Origin of the sequence: Streptomyces sp. NPDC058741, assembly GCF_042746715.1 — a bacterium.
In the GTDB taxonomy this organism is placed as follows: Bacteria; Actinomycetota; Actinomycetes; order Streptomycetales; family Streptomycetaceae; genus Streptomyces.
The window spans coordinates 1-21,410 of the sequence record NZ_JBHYQH010000044.1; the positions used below are offsets into that span (position 1 = coordinate 1).

Annotated in this window: 20 protein-coding genes and 3 pseudogenes; 8 read left to right on the forward strand and 15 right to left on the reverse strand. The window is 73.6% G+C overall.

Annotation, left to right across the window (positions count from 1 at the left end):
• Positions 1-437, reverse strand: a 437-nt coding sequence (locus ACFW6P_RS26890; protein ID WP_386425074.1) for a TetR-like C-terminal domain-containing protein, incomplete at its 3' end; no start/stop codon positions are given.
• A gap of 62 nt (positions 438-499) precedes the next feature.
• Between ACFW6P_RS26890 and ACFW6P_RS26895 the strand changes: the two are divergent.
• The 3 genes and pseudogenes from ACFW6P_RS26895 to ACFW6P_RS26905 all read left to right on the forward strand — a co-directional run.
• A pseudogene (locus ACFW6P_RS26895) lies at positions 500-643 on the forward strand (TauD/TfdA family dioxygenase); the annotation flags it as partial.
• Between the two features lie 90 nt (positions 644-733).
• A complete protein-coding gene (locus ACFW6P_RS26900) occupies positions 734-1,192 on the forward strand; it encodes an RrF2 family transcriptional regulator (protein WP_386358470.1) in 459 nt (152 codons plus the stop codon).
• A 460-nt stretch (positions 1,193-1,652) separates the two neighbouring features.
• Positions 1,653-2,759, forward strand: coding sequence for an aliphatic sulfonate ABC transporter substrate-binding protein (locus ACFW6P_RS26905; RefSeq protein ID WP_386358471.1), 1,107 nt, complete (start codon positions 1,653-1,655; stop codon positions 2,757-2,759).
• Between the two features lie 188 nt (positions 2,760-2,947).
• Here the strand turns inward: ACFW6P_RS26905 and ACFW6P_RS26910 are convergent.
• The 3 genes and pseudogenes from ACFW6P_RS26910 to ACFW6P_RS26920 form a co-directional block, all read right to left on the reverse strand.
• Positions 2,948-3,392: pseudogene (locus tag ACFW6P_RS26910) on the reverse strand (GntR family transcriptional regulator); the annotation flags it as partial.
• Positions 3,392-3,577: pseudogene (locus tag ACFW6P_RS26915) on the reverse strand (proline racemase family protein); the annotation flags it as partial. The pseudogenes ACFW6P_RS26910 and ACFW6P_RS26915, both read right to left, overlap by 1 nt.
• Before the next feature lie 57 nt (positions 3,578-3,634).
• Complete coding sequence (locus tag ACFW6P_RS26920) at positions 3,635-4,294, reverse strand: hypothetical protein (RefSeq protein WP_386358473.1); 660 nt, start codon at positions 4,292-4,294, stop codon at positions 3,635-3,637.
• Between the two features lie 237 nt (positions 4,295-4,531).
• Between ACFW6P_RS26920 and ACFW6P_RS26925 the strand changes: the two genes are divergently transcribed.
• The 3 genes from ACFW6P_RS26925 (at position 4,532) to ACFW6P_RS26935 (ending at position 6,155) form a co-directional block, all read left to right on the forward strand.
• On the forward strand, positions 4,532-5,191 hold the full coding sequence (locus ACFW6P_RS26925) for a helix-turn-helix domain-containing protein (protein ID WP_386358475.1): 660 nt from the start codon (positions 4,532-4,534) through the stop codon (positions 5,189-5,191).
• A 32-nt stretch (positions 5,192-5,223) separates the two neighbouring features.
• Complete coding sequence (locus ACFW6P_RS26930; RefSeq protein WP_386358554.1) at positions 5,224-5,754, forward strand: toxin-antitoxin system, toxin component; 531 nt, start codon at positions 5,224-5,226, stop codon at positions 5,752-5,754.
• 176 nt (positions 5,755-5,930) lie between these two features.
• Positions 5,931-6,155 carry a hypothetical protein gene (locus ACFW6P_RS26935; protein WP_386358476.1) on the forward strand — a complete coding sequence of 75 codons (225 nt, stop codon included), beginning with the start codon at positions 5,931-5,933 and terminating at the stop codon, positions 6,153-6,155.
• Positions 6,156-6,222: 67 nt separating this feature from the next.
• Here ACFW6P_RS26935 and ACFW6P_RS26940 read toward each other — a convergent pair whose 3' ends face one another.
• Together ACFW6P_RS26940 and ACFW6P_RS26945 are read right to left on the reverse strand one after the other, a co-directional pair.
• A complete protein-coding gene (locus ACFW6P_RS26940) occupies positions 6,223-6,882 on the reverse strand; it encodes a 4'-phosphopantetheinyl transferase (protein WP_386358478.1) in 660 nt (219 codons plus the stop codon).
• Positions 6,879-7,736, reverse strand: a complete 858-nt coding sequence (locus ACFW6P_RS26945; protein WP_386358479.1) for a metallophosphoesterase family protein — start codon at positions 7,734-7,736, stop codon at positions 6,879-6,881. Before ACFW6P_RS26945 ends, ACFW6P_RS26940 begins: the two co-directional genes overlap by 4 nt.
• Before the next feature lie 260 nt (positions 7,737-7,996).
• Between ACFW6P_RS26945 and ACFW6P_RS26950 the strand changes: the two genes are divergently transcribed.
• Entirely contained in the window at positions 7,997-9,163 is a 1,167-nt protein-coding gene (locus ACFW6P_RS26950; protein ID WP_386358481.1) for an ATP-grasp domain-containing protein, read from the forward strand.
• 357 nt (positions 9,164-9,520) lie between these two features.
• Here the strand turns inward: ACFW6P_RS26950 and ACFW6P_RS26955 are convergent, their stop codons facing one another.
• The 4 genes from ACFW6P_RS26955 to ACFW6P_RS26970 form a co-directional block, all read right to left on the reverse strand.
• A complete protein-coding gene (locus tag ACFW6P_RS26955) occupies positions 9,521-10,861 on the reverse strand; it encodes a 6-phospho-beta-glucosidase (RefSeq protein ID WP_386425078.1) in 1,341 nt (446 codons plus the stop codon).
• A gap of 533 nt (positions 10,862-11,394) precedes the next feature.
• On the reverse strand, positions 11,395-12,285 hold the full coding sequence (locus tag ACFW6P_RS26960; RefSeq protein ID WP_386358485.1) for an oxygenase MpaB family protein: 891 nt from the start codon (positions 12,283-12,285) through the stop codon (positions 11,395-11,397).
• Between the two features lie 824 nt (positions 12,286-13,109).
• The gene (locus ACFW6P_RS26965) at positions 13,110-14,729 is read right to left on the reverse strand and encodes a phytoene desaturase family protein (RefSeq protein WP_386425081.1); all 1,620 of its coding nucleotides are present in this window, start codon (positions 14,727-14,729) and stop codon (positions 13,110-13,112) included.
• Positions 14,722-15,222, reverse strand: a complete 501-nt coding sequence (locus ACFW6P_RS26970; RefSeq protein WP_386425084.1) for an SRPBCC family protein — start codon at positions 15,220-15,222, stop codon at positions 14,722-14,724. The genes ACFW6P_RS26965 and ACFW6P_RS26970 overlap by 8 nt, the downstream gene beginning before the upstream one ends.
• Positions 15,223-15,441: 219 nt before the next feature.
• Here ACFW6P_RS26970 and ACFW6P_RS26975 point away from each other — a divergent pair, with 219 nt between their 5' ends.
• On the forward strand, positions 15,442-16,668 hold the full coding sequence (locus tag ACFW6P_RS26975; RefSeq protein WP_386358490.1) for a cytochrome P450: 1,227 nt from the start codon (positions 15,442-15,444) through the stop codon (positions 16,666-16,668).
• An 82-nt stretch (positions 16,669-16,750) separates the two neighbouring features.
• Here ACFW6P_RS26975 and ACFW6P_RS26980 read toward each other — a convergent pair whose 3' ends face one another.
• From ACFW6P_RS26980 to ACFW6P_RS27000, 5 genes are all read right to left on the reverse strand, one after another.
• Positions 16,751-18,013 (reverse strand): cytochrome P450, encoded by a 1,263-nt coding sequence (locus tag ACFW6P_RS26980; protein ID WP_386358492.1) that lies wholly within the window; start codon positions 18,011-18,013, stop codon positions 16,751-16,753.
• Positions 18,010-18,627, reverse strand: coding sequence for an ATP/GTP-binding protein (locus ACFW6P_RS26985; RefSeq protein WP_386358494.1), 618 nt, complete (start codon positions 18,625-18,627; stop codon positions 18,010-18,012). Before ACFW6P_RS26985 ends, ACFW6P_RS26980 begins: the two co-directional genes overlap by 4 nt.
• Positions 18,608-18,964 (reverse strand): DUF742 domain-containing protein, encoded by a 357-nt coding sequence (locus ACFW6P_RS26990; protein WP_386358495.1) that lies wholly within the window; start codon positions 18,962-18,964, stop codon positions 18,608-18,610. The genes ACFW6P_RS26985 and ACFW6P_RS26990 overlap by 20 nt, the downstream gene beginning before the upstream one ends.
• The gene (locus ACFW6P_RS26995) at positions 18,961-19,419 is read right to left on the reverse strand and encodes a roadblock/LC7 domain-containing protein (protein WP_386425087.1); all 459 of its coding nucleotides are present in this window, start codon (positions 19,417-19,419) and stop codon (positions 18,961-18,963) included. Before ACFW6P_RS26995 ends, ACFW6P_RS26990 begins: the two co-directional genes overlap by 4 nt.
• 79 nt (positions 19,420-19,498) lie before the next feature.
• Positions 19,499-21,334: an ATP-binding protein gene (locus tag ACFW6P_RS27000; protein WP_386425088.1), complete on the reverse strand. Its 1,836-nt coding sequence runs from the start codon at positions 21,332-21,334 to the stop codon at positions 19,499-19,501.
• Positions 21,335-21,410 lie beyond the last annotated feature (76 nt).

The window sequence follows — 21,410 nt, forward strand, 5'->3', positions numbered from 1 at the left end:
GGGGGTTCCCACACCCCCGCGCCCGCCCCCCCCCGGCCCTCCAGCACGGGCCGCAGCCGCAGCACGCCCAGGACCTGCGCCGGGATGTACTCCAGCGCCGGATGACCGGCGGCTACCTCGCCCCGCTCGACCCCCCTGCGAATGATCTCCTTCAGCGCGACGATCTCCGGTTCCACCACCGCCTCGCGCAACGCGCGCTGCAACTCGGGGTCCTGTTGGGCGGCGTGGGTGAGGGCGTGGAGGAGCTGGGTGTCCCGGCCCGACAGGTCGCCCACCACCCGGGCCGCCTCGCGCAGGTCCCCGGCGGGCGAGCCGGTGACGACACAGCGCGTCCGCCGGCGTGAGCGCAGGGCCGCCGCGACGAACTGCGGCTTGGTCCTCCACTGGCGGTGGAGCGTGGACTTGCCGCACCGGGCGGTGGCGGCGAACCGGCCCATCCGTCAGGGCTCTTGCTCATGCGTCCAGGAGCTGCCGTGACGTGGTTGCCGGCCTGGCCGGGCACGCGCCAGACGACTACGGCGGCCTCCCGCGGCTGCTGCGCCGGGCGACCGTCGCGGGCGACGTCCCGGTCGGCGTCGACGGCACCTCCCGCCACATCGTCGAGGGCGGCGACGCCTCCCACTACACGCCCGCCGCCGCCTGAGAACGGGGGCCGTCGGGCAGGGGTCAGCCGCCCTGCCCGACGGTCCGCCCGCGGTGGGTGCCGGTCGAGAGCTTGCGCGATACTGGGCGCATGCGGATCTCAGCCAGGGCGGACTACGCGGTGCGCGCCGCGCTGCAGCTCGCCGCGTCACAGGACGACCGGCCCCTGAAGGCCGAGGCCATCGCCGACGCCCAGGACATCCCGCACAAGTTCCTCGAAGGCATCCTGAACGACATGCGCCGCGGCGGTCTCGTACTCAGCCAGCGCGGTGGCAACGGCGGCTACCGGCTGGCCAGACCCGCCGAGTCGATCAGCATCGCGGACGTCATCCGCGTCGTGGACGGACCGCTGGTCTCGGTACGGGGCGTGAGGCCCCCGGAGCTGTCCTACACCGGCCCCGCCCAGTCGCTGCTCCCCCTGTGGATCGCCCTGCGGTCCAACGTGCGCGAGATCCTCGACGGCGTGTCGCTCGCCGAGGTCGCCTCCGCCCAACTCCCTGCCCGGGTCTCCGCCTTGACCCACGCCCCGGACGCCTGGGTGAACCCCTGACCCACCGAGCCCGTCTCAGTGAGCGGGATGCGGTCGTCCACCATGTGATCACCCTCTTGGGCCCCCGGTGCCCTTCTGCCAGAATTCCCTATGAATCAGGTAGGAAAACTAGGGATGGAGATACGGTGCCGTGAAGACGCTCGACACCTCCGTCCGGCCACTGCCCTCCCTGACCTCGCGGCGCCACATCGACTTCGGCCACGTCTCCAGCGCCATCTGTCGGCCCGCCTGAGCGCCGAGGCCCCCCACCGGCACCCGCGAAAGCCGCTCTCCGGGGCAGGCGTCTGACGCGGTACAGCCCCGCCGGGGCGCGACGCCCTCTCCCCCACGATCCGTTCCCCGGCCCGGGCCGGCCCTCCCGCCGCCCGGGACCGACGAGCGGTGGGCGGCCCATGCCCCCGGGCCTCACTCCTCGCTCCTCGCACGTCCCTGATCACTCATTGCCCGAGAGGACACCACCGTGCCTACCGCAAGACCGCTCACCGCCCTGCGCGCTCTCGCCCTCACAGCGGCGCTCCCCCTTCTGCTCACCGCCTGCGGGTACGGCTCCGAGACCACCGGCGACGGCAAGCGCAGCGACGTCGCGGCGGACGCGAGGAAGCTCTCCGCCGACGAGGTGAAGATCGGCTACTTTCCCAACCTCACACACGCCACCGCGCTCGTCGGCGTCCAGGAAGGCCTGTTCCAGAAGGAGCTCGGCGGCACCACGATCAAGGCCTCGACCTTCAACGCCGGCCCCTCCGAGATCGAGGCGCTGAACGCGGGTTCCATCGACATCGGCTGGATCGGCCCCTCCCCCGCCATCAACGGCTACACCAAGTCGAAGGGCAGGAACCTGCGCATCGTCGGCGGTTCGGCCTCCGGCGGCGTGAAGCTCGTCGTCAACCCCGAGAAGATCAAGTCGCTGCAGGACGTCAAGGGCAAGAAGATCGCCACGCCGCAACTCGGCAACACCCAGGACGTCGCCTTCCTCAACTGGATCGCTGACCAGGGCTGGAAGGTCGATGCACAGAGCGGCAGGGGCGACGTCTCCGTGGTCCGCACGGACAACAAGATCACCCCTGACGCCTACAAGTCCGGTTCCATCGACGGCGCCTGGGTGCCGGAGCCGACCGCGTCGAAGCTGGTCGCCGAAGGCGCCGAGGTGCTCCTGGACGAGGCGGACCTGTGGCCCGGCAAGAAGTTCGTGATCACGAACATCATCGTGTCGCAGACGTTCCTGAAGGAGCACCCGGACGTCGTCGAGGCCGTGCTGCGCGGCTCGGTGAGGACCAACGCGTGGATCAACGCCAACCCGGACAAGGCGAAGGCGTCCGCCAACGCGGCCCTGAAGGAACTGGCGGGCAAGGAGCTGCCCGCCGAGGTCATCGACCCGGCCTGGAAATCCGTCGCCTTCCTCGACGACCCGCTGGCCGCCACCCTCGGCACCGAGGCTGAGCACGCGGTCAAGGCCGGCCTGCTGGAGAAGCCCGATCTGAAGGGCATCTACGACCTCGCACTCCTCAACAAGGTCCTCGCGGCCGAGGGCCGGGACGAGGTGGACGACGCCGGTCTCGGCACCGGATGACGGGCGGTGAGTGCCCCCTTCCCGGGGGCACTCCCGTGAGGCGGAAGCCGTAGTGCGCCCGGCATCGAGGGCCACGTCACGCGCCGGCGCCGACAGGACACCGAGGTGCCGTACTCGTCCGCGTGTCCCTCTGCCGTGGGAAGCGGCTCGTGCTGGCCTGTGGTCCGGGCACCGGCACCGGCCGCTGGTCAGGGCGCGGCCCACAGCCCCTGGACGTGTCCGAGGTGCCGGGTCATGACCGCCGTACGGCCTCCTCGTCGCGGGCCAGGAGCGCGTCCAGGATCTCCAGGTGCTCCTCGGCGGACCCCTGCAGCCGACCCTGTTCCACCAGTGCGCTGGGCCCGTACAGCCGGGAGCGGCGTCTGAGGTCCCGTACGACGTCGACGAGACGGGCGTTCCCGGCCAGGGCGAGCAGGCCGAGGTGCAAGAGCAGGTCGGCCTCGATGTAGGCGATGAGGTCCCCGGCCGCGGCGGAGCGGACGATCTCCTGGGCGACCGCGCGCAGCGCCTCCAGCGCGACCCGGTCGGCCGTGGCGGCGAGGCCCGTCGTGGTGGGAATCCCGATCAGCGCCCGGAGCGGCTGTCCTCGTGAAGTTGCCGCTCGGAGACGGCGGTGCCCCGGAAGCCCTTGTTGACTCGTTCACGAACTCGGTGTGCAGCGGGAGTTCACCGCGGGCGTGCGGCTGCGCCATGCGGGCGCCGGTGCCCGTGCCGCAGGGCGAGCGGTCGAACCAGCCGGGGTGGATGGCCGTGGCGCGCCGGGAGTGCCGGGCGGTGGAGCCGGGGGGCGGCGAATGCCACACACCACGACAACGGGGAAGGGTGCCCGCGGATCCGGCGGGCCGGGTGGTGGCATCCGGGGGTGCGTTGCGAGGTCAGTCGGCCGCCGGGACGACCCTCAGGTGCGAGGCGCCGCGGCGTGTGCGGCGGTCCCGGGACGGGGCGCGGCGGGCGTCGCGCAGGACGAACGTGAGGCGGGTGCAGCCCAGTTCCTCCAGGGTGCGCGAGGTCTCCACGACGACGCGGCAGTCGGTCGCGCCCCAGCGGGGGTCCGGGTGCAGCAGGGGCCGTACGGCGCCGTCGATCTCGGCCGCGCCCTCCCCCACCGCCCGGATCCAGTGCGGCAGGCCGTGCCGGTAGGCGGCCTCCATGATCGGGTCCTGGGCGATGTCCCGGCGGATGCCCTGGAGGCCGTGGTCGGGGCCGTGGGTCTCCGCGGTACGGGCGAAGTGGGCCAGCATCGGCAGGCACCAGCTCGACTCGTGCTCGCCGAGCACCGTGGGGGCGTCGGGGTGGAAGAGCACGAACCGGAGGAAGTTGTCGCCCGGCATCGCGGTGGGGTGCGGGCCGACGCCGCCGAAGAGTGACCGGAAGGCGCTGTTGGTCAGCACCGTGTCCCAGCGGTGGTCGACGACGAGCGAGGGGAGGGACACGGCCTCCAGGAACGCGGCGCAGTCCTCCAGGTAGGCCTGGGCCTCGGGAGAGTCGGGAAGGGGCCGCGGTTCCGGCCGCTGCCCTCCTGCCTGGTATGCCATCGGGAGGTCACCCCTCTTGCCTGTGCGGCCTTGACGCGGCGCCCCGATCCTGATGCCCCGAGCTGAGGCGTGTCAACTATCGTGGCATTTCATGTCTGTTGACGGCTGAAATTGGCCACAGTTGTGGCGAGACCTGGATGTGAGTTCGAGGCACCCGCTACGCTCCGGGAAGTTCACGCCGGGTAGGTCACGGCATCCTCATGTGAGAAGCCTGTGAGAGACGTAGGAGATCTGTCGGTGACGGGTGACTTCGTCGAAGGTCCGGGCGCCACGCCGACGGCCGTGCCGACGGCCGTCGTCGCGCGTGTCACCGCGCTCGCCGACCGGCTCGGAATACCGCACTCCGAGGTCTTCGACACGCGCCGGCTCTCGGTGGCCTCCGGCGTCCCGGAACCGGTCGTGAAGGCCCTGCTCGGCGGCCGGCCCGCCGGTGAGCCGGACGTGCAGGCCAGGTTCCTGCAGCGTCTGGACCTGCTGCGCCGGACCCGGCTCAAGCCCAACGGCCGCAGGTACACCCAGCAGGAGATCGCCGACGGGGCGGGCATGTCCCGGCAGCAGGCCGGTGCCCTGATCAACGGCGACCGCCGCCCGACCATGGAGCACTGCGACGCCCTCCAGCGGTTCTTCCGGGTGCACGCCGGTTTCCTCACGGCCGAGGACCCCGAGGCCCTGGTGAGCGCCCTGCAGCACACCGAGCAGGAGCTGCTGCAGAAGCTCGCCGACCGTGAGCGGCGGGCCGCGGCCGCCGCGCACGACCCGCTGGAGCGGCTGCTGCAGGACCACGGCGTGCGCGGCATCGCCTGGCGGGCCGCGCAGTTGCCCACCGACCAGCACCGCGACAAGGTCGCGGAGTGGCTGGACATGCTCCTGGAGAGCGTCAAGCGGCCCGAGTCGTGACCGTGGGGAGAACTGTGGGCATCGGTAAGCACATGCGCCGCCTGTGCGGCGAGCTGGTCGCGGAACTGACCCTCCCGGCACCGGCGCGTCCCGACGAGCTGTACACCGCGCTGTGCGACGCCATGAGCAGACGCCGGGGCCGCCCGGTCCGCTTCCGTACGGCCCCCTTCCCGCCCGGGACCGCCAGCGGGCTATGGCTCGACATGGCCGAGCAGGACCTGGTGGTGATCGAGGAACGCACGGCTCCCGACCACCAGTTGGTGATCCTCGGGCACGAGCTGTGGCACATGAACGCCGGACACTGCTCCCATCACGTCCAGGGCGCGGCCGTGGCGGCCCGGATGCTCGCCGACGGGGCGGACCTGCAGGCGACCGTGCTGAAGGTGGCCGCGCGCACCCGGTTCGACCTCGACGACGAGAAGGACGCCGAGAGCTTCGGGCTGCTGCTGGCCAGCAAGTGCCGGGCCTGGCTGACCGGTTCGGTGTCGCGGGGGCCGTTGCGGCGGGACCACCTGGCGGGGCGGATCGAGGCGTCGCTCGGGTACCGGGGACCGCAGGGCTGACGGACCGTCCCGTCCGGCGACAGGGCGGTCCGGTCTGCGCCGAGCGGGCGAACCGGGCGGCGGCGGGACCGGATTGTCAGTGGTGGGCGGCAAGCTGGTGGTGCGGCTCCGCTGTGCGGGGCCGTGTGCGCCGCGAGGCGCGGGACCGACCACGCCGACACGGGGAGTGCCGACCGATGCCCACCGCCGTACTGACCGACAGTGAACGCACCGCCGTCCAGGCCTATCTGCGGCTGCTGCACACCGTCCGGGCCGCTCTCGACCTGGAGACCGGCCCGCCGGTCGTCCCGCCCGCGGTGCTCGCCGACGCGGAACGGGCCCTGGAGCGGGCAGGCCTGGCGGGCAACGAGGAGGCGTTCTTCCGGCTGGTGCAGACCTGGGTCCCGCAGCCGGGTTCCTGACGGAGCGGACAGCGGGCCCCCGGCGGACCGGCTCAGGAACCCGGCTCCGGGTTCCTGACGGACCGGCTCAGGAGTGCGGTACGGCGATCGCCGTCGCGACCAGGCCGCGGCCGGCCGTCCAGCGGCCGTCGAAGTGGCCGATGCGGCGGCCGCCGACCAGCGGCCCGGGGACGAGGAGTGTGGCGCGCAGGCCGCCGTGCGCGGTGAGCTCGATGTCGGCCTCCGTGAAGTCGAGCCACTTCCCGGTGAGGGGGAACCAGGCCTTGTAGACGGCCTCCTTGGCGCTGAACAGCAGCCGGTCCCAGTGGACTCCGGGGTGGCCGGCCGCGAGCCGCCGGATCCGGTCGGTCTCGGTGGGCAGCGCCACGGACTCCAGGACGCCCTCGGGCAGCGGTCCGTGGATCTCGGCGTCGATGCCGAGGGAGGCGAGGTCGGCGGCGCGGACCAGGGCGGCGGCGCAGTAGCCGTCGCAGTGGGTCATGCTCCCGGTCAGACCCGCCGGCCAGAGCGGGGCGCCGCGCTCCCCGGGCAGGATCGGCTGCGGGGGCACGCCGAGCTTCTCCATGGCGCGCCGGGCGCAGGAGCGCACGACGGCGAACTCCCGACGCCGTTTGGCGACCGCCCACTCCAGGAGCGCCGCCTCCTCGGGATAGAGCGGACTGTCCGCGTCCTCGTGGCCGTAGGCCTCCACGGTGACGACGGTGCGGGGCAGCAACTCCTCGATCACCGTTCCTCGCTCTCCCTCGGCAGGATGCGCCTCAGCCGCCCGGGTGGCATGGGCCGCTCGCGCCACTCGCGGGGGTAGCCCACCGACACCTCCTCGAAGCGCACGCCCTCGTGGAAGGTGGTGCGGGGGATGTGCAGATGGCCGTAGACCATGGTGTGCACCCGGAACCTGCGGTGCCAGTCGGCGGTCAGGGCGGTGCCGCACCACTGGGCGAACTCGGGGTGCCACAGCACGTCCATCGGGTGACGGTGCAGCGGGTAGTGGTTGACGGGGACGACCGGCAGGTCCGCGGGGAGCTCGGCGAGCCTGCGGGCGGTCTGCTCGACGCGGGCCCGGCACCAGGCCTCGCGGCTCGGGTACGGGTCCGGATGCAGGAAGTGCTCGTCGGCGCACACGATGCCCGTGCCGTGCGCGTACTCCAGGCCCTGTTCCTTGGTCGTGCACCCGGCCGGCAGGAACGAGTAGTCGTACAAGAGGAACAGCGGGGCGACGGCCACCGGGCCACCGGGGCCGTCCCAGACGGGGTAGGGATCCTCGGGTGTGGTCACGCCCAGTCCCCGGCACAGCTCGACCAGGTGCTCGTACCGGGCGACGCCGCGCAGGGTGACGTCGTCGCTCGGATGGGTCCACAGCTCGTGGTTCCCGGGCACCCAGACGACCTTGCGGAAGCGGTCCGCGAGTGTGGTGAGGGCCCAGCGGATGTCCGCCACGGTCTCGGCGACGTCCCCGGCCACCAGCAGCCAGTCGTCCTCCGACTCCGGCCGCATCCGCTCGACCAGGGCGCGGTTCTCCTGATATCCGACGTGCAGATCACTGATGGCCAGCAGTTGTCCGGCTCGACGTGCCGTCGACATCGCCTCTCGCCCCCTCCGCGCTCGCTCCGGCCTCCCCAAGAGATCACATCCACGCGCCCGGGGACAAGAAAGGCCGGCCGGCGCCGAGGGGATCATTAGTTCACACGAGCGTTGCACGGGAACGGTCGCCCAGGCCGTATGATCTGGCCCAACACCACCGCCTGAACATCCCTTCAACGGGGCGGTTTGGTGTCCCTCCATTCCCCCTGCCCGGGCACGGGCCGCTGAGCCCTGCCCGCAAACCGTGAAAGGCGGCCTGCATGGTCTCTCGCGTACGCGTCTGGCTCAACCGCACGTACGCGGAGAACGTGTTCTTCATGGATCAGCTGCGGAGAAATCCCAGCGACAGGGCCGTCGAGATCCACGCCACGCACGGCGACCCCGACTCCCCGGTGCTGGCCGCCGCCGACACCGCCGAACTGGAGCCCGAGGGGCTGTCCCCGGCCGGATACGTCGAATACGCGCTGGCCCAGTGCGCGCGGCGCGGCATCGACGTGTTCGTGCCGCGGCTGCACCAGGCGGCGATCGTGGCGCACCGCGCGGAGTTCGAGGCGGCCGGCACGGCCGTGCTGGCGCCGCCGCCCGAGGCGGTGGCCGTCTTCCACGACAAGGTGATCGCGTACGAGGCGGTCGAGGCGATCGGCGTGCCGGTCCCGCCATGGTGGCGGGTCCGCACGGGTGACGAACTGGTGTGCGTGGTCGAGGAGTTGGAGGCCGCCGGTCACAAGGCGTGCCTCAAGCCGGCGTCCGGCGCGGGCGGGGTGGGGTTCCGCGTGATCACGCGCACGCCCTTCTCGATGGCACAGCTGACCGGTTTCCCGAGCCCGTACGTACCGCTCGACCTGGTGCTGCAGGCGCTGGAGCAGACGGACGAGCGGGTCGACTGGCTGGTGATGCCGCGGCTGGAACAGCCCGAGGTGTCGGTGGACTGCCTGACCGGCCCGGACAACCTGGTCCGGCTCGCGGTGGGCCGCACCAAGAACGGGCGCCGGCGTGGCTTCACGCTGCACGAGCGCTGGCTGGAGCCGGCCCGGCGGATCGCGGAGGGCTTCGGCCTGCACTACCTGTCCAACATCCAGTTCCGGATGCTCGGCGAGCAGCCGGTCCTGATGGACGTGAACACCCGCCCGGCCGGCGGCCTGCACCAGCTGGCCCTGTGCGGCGTCAACGCCCCGTGGGCCGCCGTGCAGCTGGCGCTCGGCGAGGACCCGGGCGAGATGGTCCCGCCGTTCCTGGGCCAGGACTACGCGGTGGTGTCGGGCCCGCGCCCGCTGCGGCCGGTGCCGCTGCCCCAGCAGCGGCCGGAGCCGGAGCCGGCGGCGGAAGCGCAGCGCGCGGACACGGCGACGGACCCCCGGCCGCTGCCGCAGATCACCCCGGCGGCCACCGCCCCGCAGGTCGGGGCGGTCGAGGCGCTGCGGCTATAGGGCCTGTCGTACGGGGCGGAAGGGCCCGTCGTACGGGGCGGGGGGCCTGTCGTACGGGTCGGGGGGCCTGTCGTACGGGGCGGGGGGCCCGTCGTACGGGGCGGGGGGCCTGTCGTACGGGGCGGGGGGCCTGTCGTACGGGTCGGGCAGGAGACGCCGGGCCCGGGCTGCGGCGTCGGCAGCGAAAACGGGACCGGGCGCGCGATCGGCGTGCCGGTCCCGTCACCCCTCGGGGCGCCGGGCGGCCAGGGCCGCCGCGCCGCTCGGGACGGTACGCATCGCGAGGACCGGGTTGAGGGGCTCCACGAGCTGCTGAAGCGGGAAGAGCAAGGCCAGAAAGGGCTTACCGCGCGGCGTTCACCCAAGGTACGCCAGTCCGGGATGGACCTCCAGATACCCCTTCAGCAGCCGCCGGGCCACGGTGACCGAGTCCACGAGGGGGTGCAGGGCGAACGCCTTCACGGCCGCGGCCCGGGAGCCGGACCCGGCGGCGGCCAGCACCTCGCGCTCGACCGCCTTGACCGCGCAGACCAGGCCGGTGGCGTGGCCGGGCAGCGGATCGGCGGCGACGGGGTGGGCGCCGTTGGCGTCGACGAGACAGGGCACCTCGATGACGGCCTCGGCGTCGAGGACCGACAGGGTGTGGCGGTTGCGCACGTTGAGGATGAGGGTGGTGCGCTCGTCACGGGCGATGGCCCGCATCAGGGCGAGCGCGACCTTCTCGTAGCCGCCCGACAGGTCGTCCTCGTCGCGTTCGCCGGCGCCCGCGCTCTCGCGGTTCTCCGCCATGTAGGTGGCCTCCCGCTCGGCGCGGGTGTCGTTCCACAGCCTCCACGCGGGGGCGCCGGGGTCGCGCATCGCCGCGTAGAAGCGGGCCTGCTGGTCGTGCAGGAAGGCGCCGCGGGTCTTCTCGGCCTGCTGGTGGGCGCGGACGGTCTCCCGGTTGAAGTAGTAGTAGTGCAGGTACTCGTTGGGGATCGCGCCGAGGGAGCGCAGCCAGTCGGCGCCGAAGAGCTTGCCCTCCTCGAAGGAGCCGAGCAGACCGGGGTCGGCCAGCAGGCGGGGCAGCTCGTCCCGGCCGGCGACGCGCAGGCCGCGGACCCAGCCGAGGTGGTTGAGGCCGACGTAGTCGACGAACGCCTCGCCCGGGTTCCGCACGCCCAGCACGCGGGCGATGCGGCGGCCGAGGCCGACCGGGGAGTCGCAGATGCCGATGACGCGGTCGCCGAGGTGGCGGGACATCGCCTCGGTGACGAGGCCCGCCGGGTTGGTGAAGTTGATGACCCAGGCGTCCGGGGCGAGGCGGGCGATCCGCCGCGCGATGTCCACGGCGACCGGGACCGTGCGCAGACCGTAGGCGATGCCGCCCGCGCCGACCGTCTCCTGGCCGAGGACCCCCTCGGCCAGGGCCACGCGCTCGTCGTGCGCGCGGCCCTCGAGGCCGCCGACGCGGATCGCGGAGAACACGAAGCCGGCGCCGCGCAGCGCCTCGTCCAGGTCGGTGGTGGCCGTGACCTCGGGGGCGTCGGGCACCCCGGCAGCCTGCTCGGCGAGGACGCGGGTCACGGCGGACAGCCGTCCGGCGTCCAGGTCGTGCAGCACGACTCGGGTCACGCGGCCCTCGGCACGGTCCGTCAGGAGCGCCCCGTACACCAGCGGCACACGGAATCCTCCGCCGCCCAGAATCGTCAGTTTCACCGGGTTCCTCCGTTTCGGTGGGACGCGGGGACCGCGCCGCGGGACCGGGCACGCGCCTGCCGCGCCCGCTCACCCGCGCCCGCTCACCCGCGCCGGTTCGTGCGCGTCCCGGCCGGTCCGAGGGGATGTGCCCTCCACACCGCCTTCCTGGACGGCCCGAGCACCTTAACGACGATAGGCGCCCCCGCGTACCGGCAGGTCACCGACCGCACGGGCGCAGGTGCGGTGGGCCGCGTGCGCGATGAGGACCGCCTGGGGTCCTGGACCCCGCCGGGCTTGCCCCTGCCCGGCTTCTGGCAGCGCCGGTGCCACGCCCCGGGCTCCCGGCCGACCTGGAGCGGCCTCGGCCCGCTGCTCAACGGTTCGGGTAGCTGCGGCGGTCGGGGGCGGTGAGCAAGCGTCAGGCCACCGAGGCCGCCGTGCCGGTGGCCGTCTCCGGTGCGCGGCCCGGACGGTGCGGTGACCGCCGCCGTGCCGGTCGTGGTGCCGCACGCGGACGCCCGGGTGCCGGTGCCGGCCCCGGCGGTGAGGGGTCAGGCGTCCCGGGGCGGGGTCATGGCCCAGCGGATGGTCCGGGTCAGGGCCTGCCCGGCGGGGCGTACGGCGATGTCCTCGACGACCGGGACCCGGGGCAGCCACAGCAGGCCGCGTGCCCAGGGCGGGAGCAGGGTGACGGCGTTCGCGACCAGCCCGCCGTAGAAGGGCCGGACGGGCAGCGGCAGCGGAGGCCGGAACAGCAGGAAGCGGGCGGCGGAACGGGCCTCGGGCGTGGCCCGCAGTTCGGGCCGGTAGGCGGCCAGGCACTCGGCCAGCTCGCGGCGGTCCCGCGGCGGGTCCGTCACGCCCAGCGCCTCACCGACGCGCGCGGTGTCGGCGACGTAGGCGTCGTAGCCCGCGGCGTCCAGGGGCCGGGCCCCGTAGCGGGCGTGGGCGCGCAGGAAGCTGTCCGTCTCGGCGGCGTGCACCCAGCCGAGCAGGTGCGGATCGGCCGCGTGGTACGGCACGCCCTCGGAGGTCGTGCCGCGGATCCGCTCGTGGATGCCGCGCACGTGGTCGACGGCCTGCTGGGCGTCCTCGGCGGTGCCGTACGTCGTCACGGCGAGGAAGGTGCTGGTGCGCTGCAGCCGGCCCCACGGGTCTCCGCGGTAGCCGGAGTGCCCGGCGACCGCCGCCATCGCCAACGGGTGCAGGGACTGCAGGAGCAGCGCGGTCAGACCGCCGATGAACATCGAGGCGTCGCCGTGGACCGTGCGGATCGGCCGGTCCGGCCCGAACCAGCGCGGCCCCGGGGTGTCATGGATCCGGGCACGCGTCTGTGGCCCCCCGGGCCCGGCGACACGACGGAACAGGGCCTGGCCCAACTGCTCACGGACTCCGGTCAGCACGATCGGTCTCCCTTCCCCTCGCTGCCCAGTGTCCGCCATGGGGCGACGAGATGGAGCCTGGGGGTCCTCGTTAGTGGCGCTGCCGGGGCGGCGCGACGGGGCAGAGACGCCGTTCTGCGCCGCTGCCGGGGCGGCGCGACGGGGCGGAGACGCCGTTCTGCGCCGCTGCCGGGGCGGCCATGCCCCGAGGGCACGGGCAGGGGCGGCGTCGTGCGTCGCGGCTGCGGGGTGCGGGATCGCACGCCCGGCAGCCCGCCAGCCGCGTTCCCGACCTCACGGGTCAGTACACCTAGCCGCGAGCGGGACCGGGCCCGCGCGGGCAGCCGACGGGGGACGTCCTGGCCGAGGACATCGAACAGCGTGGTCCGGGCCCGCGCGGGCAGCCGCGCACTGCTCGGCCGGCCACGCCCCGGCGGGCGGACAGCCCTCCGGCCCTCCGCCCGGCGGACGGCCGCCCGGCCCGCGCCGCACGGCGAGCATCCGGACCTGCGCCGGACTGGCCCCGTCTGCTCTGAGCGCGCTGTCAGCCGTCCTCCCCGGACGCCTGCCGGTCGGCACGGCCGCCGGCGCCGGCGGGCCCGTGTAGCGGACCGGGTCCTCGGACTCCAGGCGGGGCAGCTCGCGGCGGGCCAGGCGCAGCACCACGGGCGGTACGGCCGGGCGCAGCGGCTGGCCCAGGCGCAGCCAGGGCGGTGCGTGGACGGCCGTGCGGCGGCGCTCCATCCCTTCACCACGCGGGCGGCGACCGCGTCCACGGAGTGCACCCGGTCGGCGGGCGGGGGCATACGGGCGCGCAGGGAGCGCAGGAGGGTGTACGCGCCCCGGCCCTCCGATCCGCGCCCGCCCCGGCCCTTCCCGCCCGCTCAGCGCTTGGTACCCGTGCGGTCGCGGCGGGCGAGGACCCGCTGCGCGCCGGCGAGGCCGGGCGGGAAGTGGCGGCGCAGCGCGGCCCGGGCCGCGTTGGCTCCGGGTGCGCCGTGCACGCCGCCGCCCGGGTGGGCACCGGAGGAGGCGAGGTACAGGCCGGGCACCGGCGTCTCCGGGCGTCCGGTGCCGGGCAGCGGTCGGAAGAAGAGCTGCTGGTGCATGGCGGTCGTGCCGCCGTTGATGGCGCCGCCGACGAGATTGCCGTCGAGCGCCTCCAGGGTCGGGGGCGCGAGGATGCGGCGGCTGCGGATCAGGCCGCGGAAGCCGGGGGCGAAGCGTTCCACCTGGCGTTCGACCCGGTCGGCCATGAGCTCCTGGTCCTTGGCGTCCCAGCTGCCGGTGATGCCCTCGTCGGCGGCGTCGGCGCGGATGTCGTGCGGGATGTGCGTGTAGGCCCAGGCCGATTCGGTGCCCTGCGGGGAGCGGGAGGCGTCGGATGTGGTCATCTGCCCGAACAGCAGGAAGGGCCGGTCCGGGACCTGCCGCATCGCGATCTGCGCCGCGAAGCGGGTGAGTTCGTCCAGGCCGTCGGCGAGGTGCACGGTGCCGGCCCGGGACGCCTGCTCGGCCCGCCAGGGCACCGGGCCGTCGAGCGCCCAGTCGACCTTGAACGTGGCGAAGTCCCACTGGAAGCGCCGCAGGTCGTCCAGGAGCTGCGCGGGCAGGTGCTCGGGGTCGACGAGCCCGCCGTACAGGGCGGGCACCGACACGTCGGCCAGGACCGCCCGGCGGGCCCGCACCGCGTCCCCGCCGGCCGTGCGCACGCCGACGGCCCGGCCGCCGCGGACGACGACCTGGTCGACGCGCTGTCCGCACCGCACCCGTCCGCCCCGGGTCTCCAGGCGCCGCACCAGGGCGGAGGTGAGCGCGCCGGAGCCACCGGCCGGGACCGGGAAGCCGTACGTCTGCCCGAGCATGGCCATCAGCCAGCCGAAGCCGCCGCTGACCGCCGACTCGGGCGCGAGGTCGGCGTGCAGGGCGTTGCCCGCCAGCAGCAGGCGGCCGCCCTCGCCGCGGAACTCCTCCTCCCCCATCCGGCGCACCGGCAGGACGAGGGAGCGCGCCACGCGCAGTCCGCCCGCCGCCCGCAGCCGCAGCGCCAGCCGGGCCGCCGCCCGCACCGGCGGGAACGGGGTGAACAGGGCGTCCAGGACACCGGGGCGCAGGCTCCGCCACACCTCGTGCAGCCGCTCCCAGGCGGCTCCGTCGCCCGGTGCGAAGGTGTCGAGGGACGCGGCGGTGGTGCCGATGTCCCGGTCCAGGACCGCGCAGCTGCCGTCGGTGAGGGGGTGGGCCAGCACGCTGGGCGCGTGGCTCCAGCGCAGTCCGTGGTCGTCGAGGCGGAGCCCGGCGAGGACGGGCGAGGCGGCCGCGAGGGGGTAGAAGGAGCTGAACAGGTCGTTGACGAAGCCGGGGTCGACACCGCGGTCGTGGCGCACGGCACCGCCCGGTTCGGGCTGCTCCTCCAGCACCTCCACGCTCCATCCGGCGTCCGCGAGGAGGTTGGCGGCGACCAGGCCGTTGGGGCCGGCGCCGATCACCACGGCGTCAGGCACGGCCGGCTCCGTCCGCCTCCACCGTCACCTGGCCCAGGGGACGGCCGCCCCCGGTCTGCGCCGTCCCGCTCTCGCACAGCCGGGCCAGCCTGGCGAGCATGGTGCGGTGGCGCAGCTGGATCAGCGCCTCGAAGCCGACGTTGTGCAGTCGGCCGCCCGCGCCGCTCAGGGGGTGCTCGTCGACGATCACGAGGGAGTCCTCGCCCCACGGCCGCACCTCGATCGAGATGCGCGCGGTGCCCAGCACGCCGGCGTGGGCCTCCAGCTCCAGCAGCCGGCCCCGCTCGCAGGTGCGGACCACCGTCTGGTTGGTCAGCTCCACCGGGCCGAGCCGGATCCGGTAGCGGATCGCCGCGTCCCTGTCGGGCCAGTGCCCGCGCACGGGGTGCGACTCGGCGGTCCCCACCACCCACTCCGCGTAGCGGTGGCCGTCGGCGAGGACGTCCCACACGGCGCGGGGAGCGACTCGGATCAGGCGATGGCGAACGGCCACGGGTTACCTCCTGCTGCTGTCTGTCGTCCACCCCGAGTGCCCCCACATTCCCCCGTGCAACAGCACGGCGCGAGCCCGGACCGACCAGACGGATCCGCGCAGGGGCGACAACCGGCCATGCACGGTTCAGAAATCAACAAACGGACCTACCCCCTGTCCCGTGTGACGGATGATCAATAGCCTTGTGCGGTACACCCGTTACCGACTCATGGGAGCCCCGTGTCCACCGCGCAGCAGGTCCCCGACATTCTGTCGCCCGAGTTCGCCGCCGACCCCTATCCCGCCTACCGCGTGATGCGTGAGAGCGCTCCCCTCATCTGGCACGAGGCGACGCAGAGCTACATCGTCTCGCGCTACGAGGACGTCGAGCGGGTCTTCAAGGACAAGGAGGGCCAGTTCACGACCGACAACTACAACTGGCAGATCGAGCCGGTGCACGGCAAGACGATCCTGCAGCTCAGCGGCCGGGAGCACGCCGTGCGGCGGGCCCTGGTCGCCCCGGCCTTCCGCGGCAGCGACCTGGAGGAGAAGTTCCTGCCGGTCATCGAGCGCAATTCCCGGGAGCTGATCGACGCCTTCCGGCACGCGGGCTCCGCCGACCTGGTCACCGACTACGCCACGCGCTTCCCGGTCAACGTGATCGCGGACATGCTGGGCCTCGACAAGGCCGACCACGCCCGCTTCCACCGCTGGTACACCTCGGTCATCGCCTTCCTCGGCAACCTCTCGGGCGACCCGGAGGTGACGGAGGCGGGTGAACGGACCCGGGTCGAGTTCGCCGAGTACATGCTGCCGATCATCCGGCAGCGCCGGGACCACCTCGGTGACGACCTGCTCTCCACGCTGTGCGCCGCCGAGGTCGACGGCGTCAGGATGAGCGACGAGGACATCAAGGCGTTCTGCAGCCTGCTGCTCGCCGCCGGCGGGGAGACCACCGACAAGGCGATCGCCGGCATCTTCGCGAACCTGCTGCTGCACCCCGACCAGCTCGCCGCCGTGCAGCGGGACCGCTCGCTGATCCCCCGGGCGTTCGCCGAGACGCTGCGCTACACGCCGCCCGTCCACATGATCATGCGCCAGTCGGCGACCGAGGTGGAGCTGAGCGGCGGCACCATCCCCGCGGGGGTCACCGTCACCTGTCTGATCGGGGCCGCCAACCGGGACGCGAGCCGCTTCGGCGATCCGGACCGGTTCGACATCTTCCGGGACGACCTCACCACCAAGAACGCCTTCTCGGCCGCGGCGGACCATCTCGCCTTCGCCCTCGGCCGGCACTTCTGCGTGGGCGCCCTGCTGGCCAAGGCAGAGGTGGAGATCGGCCTGAACCAGCTGCTCGACGCGATGCCCGACATACGGCTGGCCGACGGCTTCGACCCGGTCGAGCAGGGCGTGTTCACCCGTGGCCCGCAGAGCCTGCCGGTCCGGTTCACGCCGGTCGCCTCCTGACGGCCCGCGGTCGCGGACGGGACCCGGTGCCGGGGCCCGGTCACGGACGGGGCCCCCGTGCCGGGGCCCCGCTCCCGCCGTCCTACTGCACGACGGGGGTGAACTCCACCGGCAGCGTCGTCAGGCCCCGCATCCAGATCGACGGCCGCCAGGTCAGCTCGTCCGGCTCCACGGCCAGGACCAGGTCCGGCAGCCGCTCCAGCAGGGTCTCGACGGCCGTACGCGCCATGACGTCCGCCAGCAGCGGTGCCGGGTACGGGCAGCGGTGCTCGCCGTTGCTGAAGGACAGGTGCGCGGCGTTCTCCGCGCCGACGTGCGACTCGGGCCAGATCTGCGGGTCGGTGTTGGCCGCGGCCAGGCCCAGCACCAGGCAGTCACCGGCCTGGATCCGCCGTCCGCCGAGCTGGGTGTCGCGCACCGCCCAGCGGCCGATGAAGTTCTGCGTCGGCGTGTCCAGCCACAGCACCTCGTTGAGCGCCTCGCCCACGCTGAGGCGGCCGCCCGAGACGTTCAGCGCGAACCGCTCGTCGGTGAGCAGCAGCCGCAGCGTGTTGCAGATCCAGTTCGCCGTGGGCTGCTGGGCCGCCGCGATCACGGAGATCAGGTCCTGCACGATCTCCTCGTCCGTCAGCCCCGCCGGGTGCTCCAGCATCCTGGTGGTGACGTCCCGGCCGGGCCGTTCCCGCTTCTCCTTCACCAGCTGCGTCAGCCGGGCGCCGACCCGCCCGTAGGCGGCGATGGGGTCCTCGCCCTCCGCCGCGTCGAGCGAGATCCGCAGGTCGTCCACGAGCTGCCGGGTGTCCTCGCCCGCGAGCGGCATGCCGCACACCTGCACCACGGCCCGCGCGGGCAGCGTGTGCGCGTAGGCGCTCATCAGCTCCGCCTGGCCGCTGCCGGAGAAGGCGGAGATCAGCTCGTCGGCGATGATCTGGCAGTCGCGGGCCAGCTCGAACTGGTCCACGCCCTCCAGCGCCTCGGTGATCACCCCGGCGCGCCTCTGGTGCTCCTCGCCCTCGGTGAACAGCACGGACGGCTGGTAGCCGACGAACGGCAGCAGCGGCCAGTCCTCCGGGATGTTCGGCCACTGGTTCCAGCGCCGGGAGTCCCGCGCGAACAGCTCGTCGTGGCTGGTCACGTAGCTGACCTCGGAGTAGCCGAGCACGAGCCAGGCGGGGATGTCGCCGTCGAGCAGGACGGGTGCGATGGGGCCGTGCTCCCGGCGCAGGGCGCGGTAGAGCTGGGACGGCGTCTGCTGGTACTCCAGTCCGCCCAGGCGCACCGCGCCCGGGTGGGCGGGGCAGCCCGGGGGCGGCGCGTCGGTGAAGGAGGGTCCGGTGTCGGTCACAGTGTCGTCTCCTGGGCCAGGGCCCGTTCGTAGAGGTAGTCCACGAGGGTGATCAGGACGTCCTTCCCGGACTGCCGGACCCGGGCGTCGCAGTCGACCAGCGGCACGTGCGGGGGCAGGGCGAGCGCCTGCCGGATCTCGTCCAGGGAGTGCCGGGCGACGTCGTCGTCGAACCGGTTCACGGCCACCACGAACGGTGTGCCGTGGTGTTCCAGCCTGTCTATCGCGTACCAGGAGTCGTCCATGCGGCGGGTGTCGACCAGGACGACCGCGCCGAGGGTCCCGGAGAAGAGCCGGTCCCACAGGAACCAGAAGCGTTCCTGCCCGGGCGCGCCGAACAGGTAGAGCACCATGGTCTCGTTGAGGCTGATGCGCCCGAAGTCGAACGCCACCGTGGTGGTCGTCTTGCCCGCGACCTGGTGGGTGTCGTCGACGCCCATGCCCGCCTGGGTCATCACCTCTTCGGTGTTGAGGGGCCGGATCTCGCTGACCGAGCGGACCAGGGTGGTCTTGCCGACCCCGAACCCGCCGACGATGACGATCTTCAGGCCGGTCTCGGCGGCGTCGGCCAGGGGTGTGCGTCGGGAGGGCAGCTCAGAGGTTGCGGAGCCCATGGAGCACCTCCTTGAGAAGGGCGGAGTCGGGAAGCGAGGCGGCGGACCGGGCCGCACGGGGGTGGCGGGCGGTGATGCGGCCCGTGGCGAGCAGGTCCCCGAGCAGGATCCGGACCACCGTGATCGGCAGCTTGAGTTCCGCCGCGACCTCGACCAGGGCCGTCGGGTGCCGGCACAGGTCGAGGATCCGGGCGTGCTCCGACTGCATCCCGGTCGTGGGTTCGCATTCGCTGACGATGAGGGTGACCAGGTCGAAGGCGTCGTCGGCGCGGCTGCGACCGCCGGTGACCGTGTAGAGCCGGTCGGGGTCACCGATGTCCACGGGCCTGCGCGTCACGAGCCGGCGCTCCCCGCGACGGACCGGCGCGGCTCGGCACGCAGATGGTCGCCGATCTGCTCGACCAGCTCGGTCATCTGGTGGCCGACGACACCGGGATCGGCGTTCTGCTCGGCGAGGACCGCGAGATGGGCGCCCTCGCCGGCCTCCACGATGAACAGCAGCCCGCCGTGGAACTCGGTCATCGAGTGGCGCACGCCGCCGGTCCCGTCGCCGAACTCGACGGAGGCGCCCTGGGCGAGTGCCTGGAGGCCGGAGCAGATCGCCGCGAGCTGGTCGGCCTGGTCCTGCGTCAGATGGTCGGTCCAGCACAGCTTCAGGCCGTCCCGGGACAGCACCAGGGCGTGCCGGGTGCCCGGCGTGCGCTCCAGCAGGGACTGCAGAAGCCAGGTGAGGCTGTTGTCGGTGGTCTGCATGGTGGGTAGTGGGACGGTGGTGCCCGGGTGACCGGTCACCGGCCCGTTCCTCCAATCTCACGAACTCAAGCGAGGGACGTGCACGCCGTGTCGACGGCGCGGGGCGCGAGGGCGGGAATCACGGGACGGACGGCGGTTCGGGCTCCCCTTCGGGCCGGGCCGCCGCCCGGCCGGTGTCCCGTCCGGTCAGGCGCCCTCGGTGGAAGGCGCCGAAGCTGGAGCCCGCGTCGCGTGCCGGGCCACGGCCTTCGGTGGCGGAGGGGGCGGGGCCGCGGCGCTGTTCACGCTCGCGTTCCGCCTGGGCCATGGCGCGTCCGGGGGTACGGACGGGCAGCCCGTTCTGGGCCGGTCCGCTCGGGGCCGGTCCGCCGTTCGCCGGCCCGGCCGGGTGGGAGCGCGGGCGGGTGGGCTCGGGCGCGTCCGCGCGGGCGGCGGGCTGCTCCGGGGCGGCCGGCCGCGCGTGGGGTTCGGGCTCGGTGGCCCGTGCGGCCGGGGCGGGCTCGGGCCCCGGGAGGGCCGCGGCGCGCTCGGGTGCCGCCGCGGGGGCGGGACCGGGCGTCGGTACCGCGGCGGCGGGCCGCAGCAGGGGCTGGGCGGGCGCCGGTTCGCGGCGCTGGGAGAGCAACTGCGGCGGGATCAGCACGACCACGCCGGTACCGCCCCGCGACGACGGCCGGTAGTTGACGCTGATGCCGTACTTGACCGCCAGCCGCCCGACGACGGCGAGGCCGAGGCGGGTGCCCTGCAGCGAGGCGAGGTCGGTCATCCGCCCGGACACCGCCTCCTCGACCCGCCGCATGGCCGCGGCGGCCATCTTCAGTCCGCTGTCCTCGATGGTGACGACGATTCCGGCGCTGCGCTCCTCGACGTAGACGTGGACCTCGTCGATCGGCGGGGAGAAGTTGGCGGCGTTGTCCATCAGTTCGGCGAGGAGGTGCATCACTCCCTCGGCGGCGAACCCGGAGATCGCGGCGCTGGTCGAGCAGTGCAGCCGCACCCGCTGGTAGGCGGCGATCCGGCCGACCGCGCCGCGCAGGATGCTCTCCATCACGATCGGCTTGTTCCAGGCGCGGCTGGAGCGGCCGCCCATGAGCAGGGCGAGCCGGTCGGTCATCAGACCGAGCTGCGAGGTGGCGTGGTCGAGCTTGAGGAGGTCGCCGAAGACCTCCTCGCCGTACCGCTCCTGCATGTCCCGCAGGTCGGCGAGCATGCTGACGGCCTTGGCCTGGACCCGGCTGAGCGCCTTCGCCGACGCGGCCTGCGCGGCGGCGGCCCGGCGCTCGCTGAGGGCGAGTTCGCGCACGAACGACTCCACGGGCGAGCGCAGCAGGCGGGACTGCGGCCACTCCAGCTCGGTGAGGACCGTGTCCGCCGGCTGACCGTCGCGGAGCCTGGCGACGGCGGCCGGCAGGGTCTCGCCGGTGAGGCGTTCCGCCTCGGCGGCGGCCTCGTCGAGTTCCTGCCGGTAGTGCCTGCGCTCGGCGTCCACGGCGGCCGCGTACTGCGTGCTCTCCTCGACGGCGGAGGCGAAGGTGTGTACGAGGCGGCGCAGTTGGGGGTCCGACGGGGGTGTGACGGTGGCCAGGGTGTCGCTCGCGCTCACCCCGTCCCGCAGCCGTCCGGCGACCGCGGGCAGGGTGACGTTCACCAGGTGCGCGGTCTCCGCGGAGACCTGTGCCCACTGGGTCATGTGCCGGTCGGCCTCGGCGAGGTTCCGGGCCGTGGTCCGGCGGGTCCTGCGGATCAGCAGGGTGCTGACGAGGACTGCGGCGGCCAGGCACAGCCAACCGCCGGCGACCGCGCCGAGCGTCCACGACCGCGCGGGGTCCGGGGCCGCCATGACCGCACCGGCCGCCGCCGCGGCACTCACCGTCAACACGGCCACGGGTACGGCCGGCGACGTCTTCACGGACGTCGCCGGCCGATGCTGACGGGGCGGTGCAGGCACTGACATTTCCGCGGTCCCTCGGTCGTTGGGAGCAGGAGATACGTCGACCGACATGTGGACGGCCGCAGGTCAAGGGCTGGAG

What these genes read in the sequence shown, in the direction of transcription:
- ACFW6P_RS26900 (WP_386358470.1), top strand. Translation starts at nt 734, where the DNA reads ATGCGGATCTCAGCCAGGGCGGACTACGCGGTGCGCGCCGCGCTGCAG.
- ACFW6P_RS26920 (WP_386358473.1), bottom strand. Translation starts at nt 4,294, where the DNA reads ATGGCATACCAGGCAGGAGGGCAGCGGCCGGAACCGCGGCCCCTTCCC.
- ACFW6P_RS26930 (WP_386358554.1), top strand. Translation starts at nt 5,224, where the DNA reads ATGCGCCGCCTGTGCGGCGAGCTGGTCGCGGAACTGACCCTCCCGGCA.
- ACFW6P_RS26935 (WP_386358476.1), top strand. Translation starts at nt 5,931, where the DNA reads ATGCCCACCGCCGTACTGACCGACAGTGAACGCACCGCCGTCCAGGCC.
- ACFW6P_RS26945 (WP_386358479.1), bottom strand. Translation starts at nt 7,736, where the DNA reads ATGTCGACGGCACGTCGAGCCGGACAACTGCTGGCCATCAGTGATCTG.
- ACFW6P_RS26950 (WP_386358481.1), top strand. Translation starts at nt 7,997, where the DNA reads ATGGTCTCTCGCGTACGCGTCTGGCTCAACCGCACGTACGCGGAGAAC.
- ACFW6P_RS26960 (WP_386358485.1), bottom strand. Translation starts at nt 12,285, where the DNA reads ATGGCGGACACTGGGCAGCGAGGGGAAGGGAGACCGATCGTGCTGACC.
- ACFW6P_RS26985 (WP_386358494.1), bottom strand. Translation starts at nt 18,627, where the DNA reads ATGGGCTCCGCAACCTCTGAGCTGCCCTCCCGACGCACACCCCTGGCC.
- ACFW6P_RS27000 (WP_386425088.1), bottom strand. Translation starts at nt 21,334, where the DNA reads ATGTCAGTGCCTGCACCGCCCCGTCAGCATCGGCCGGCGACGTCCGTG.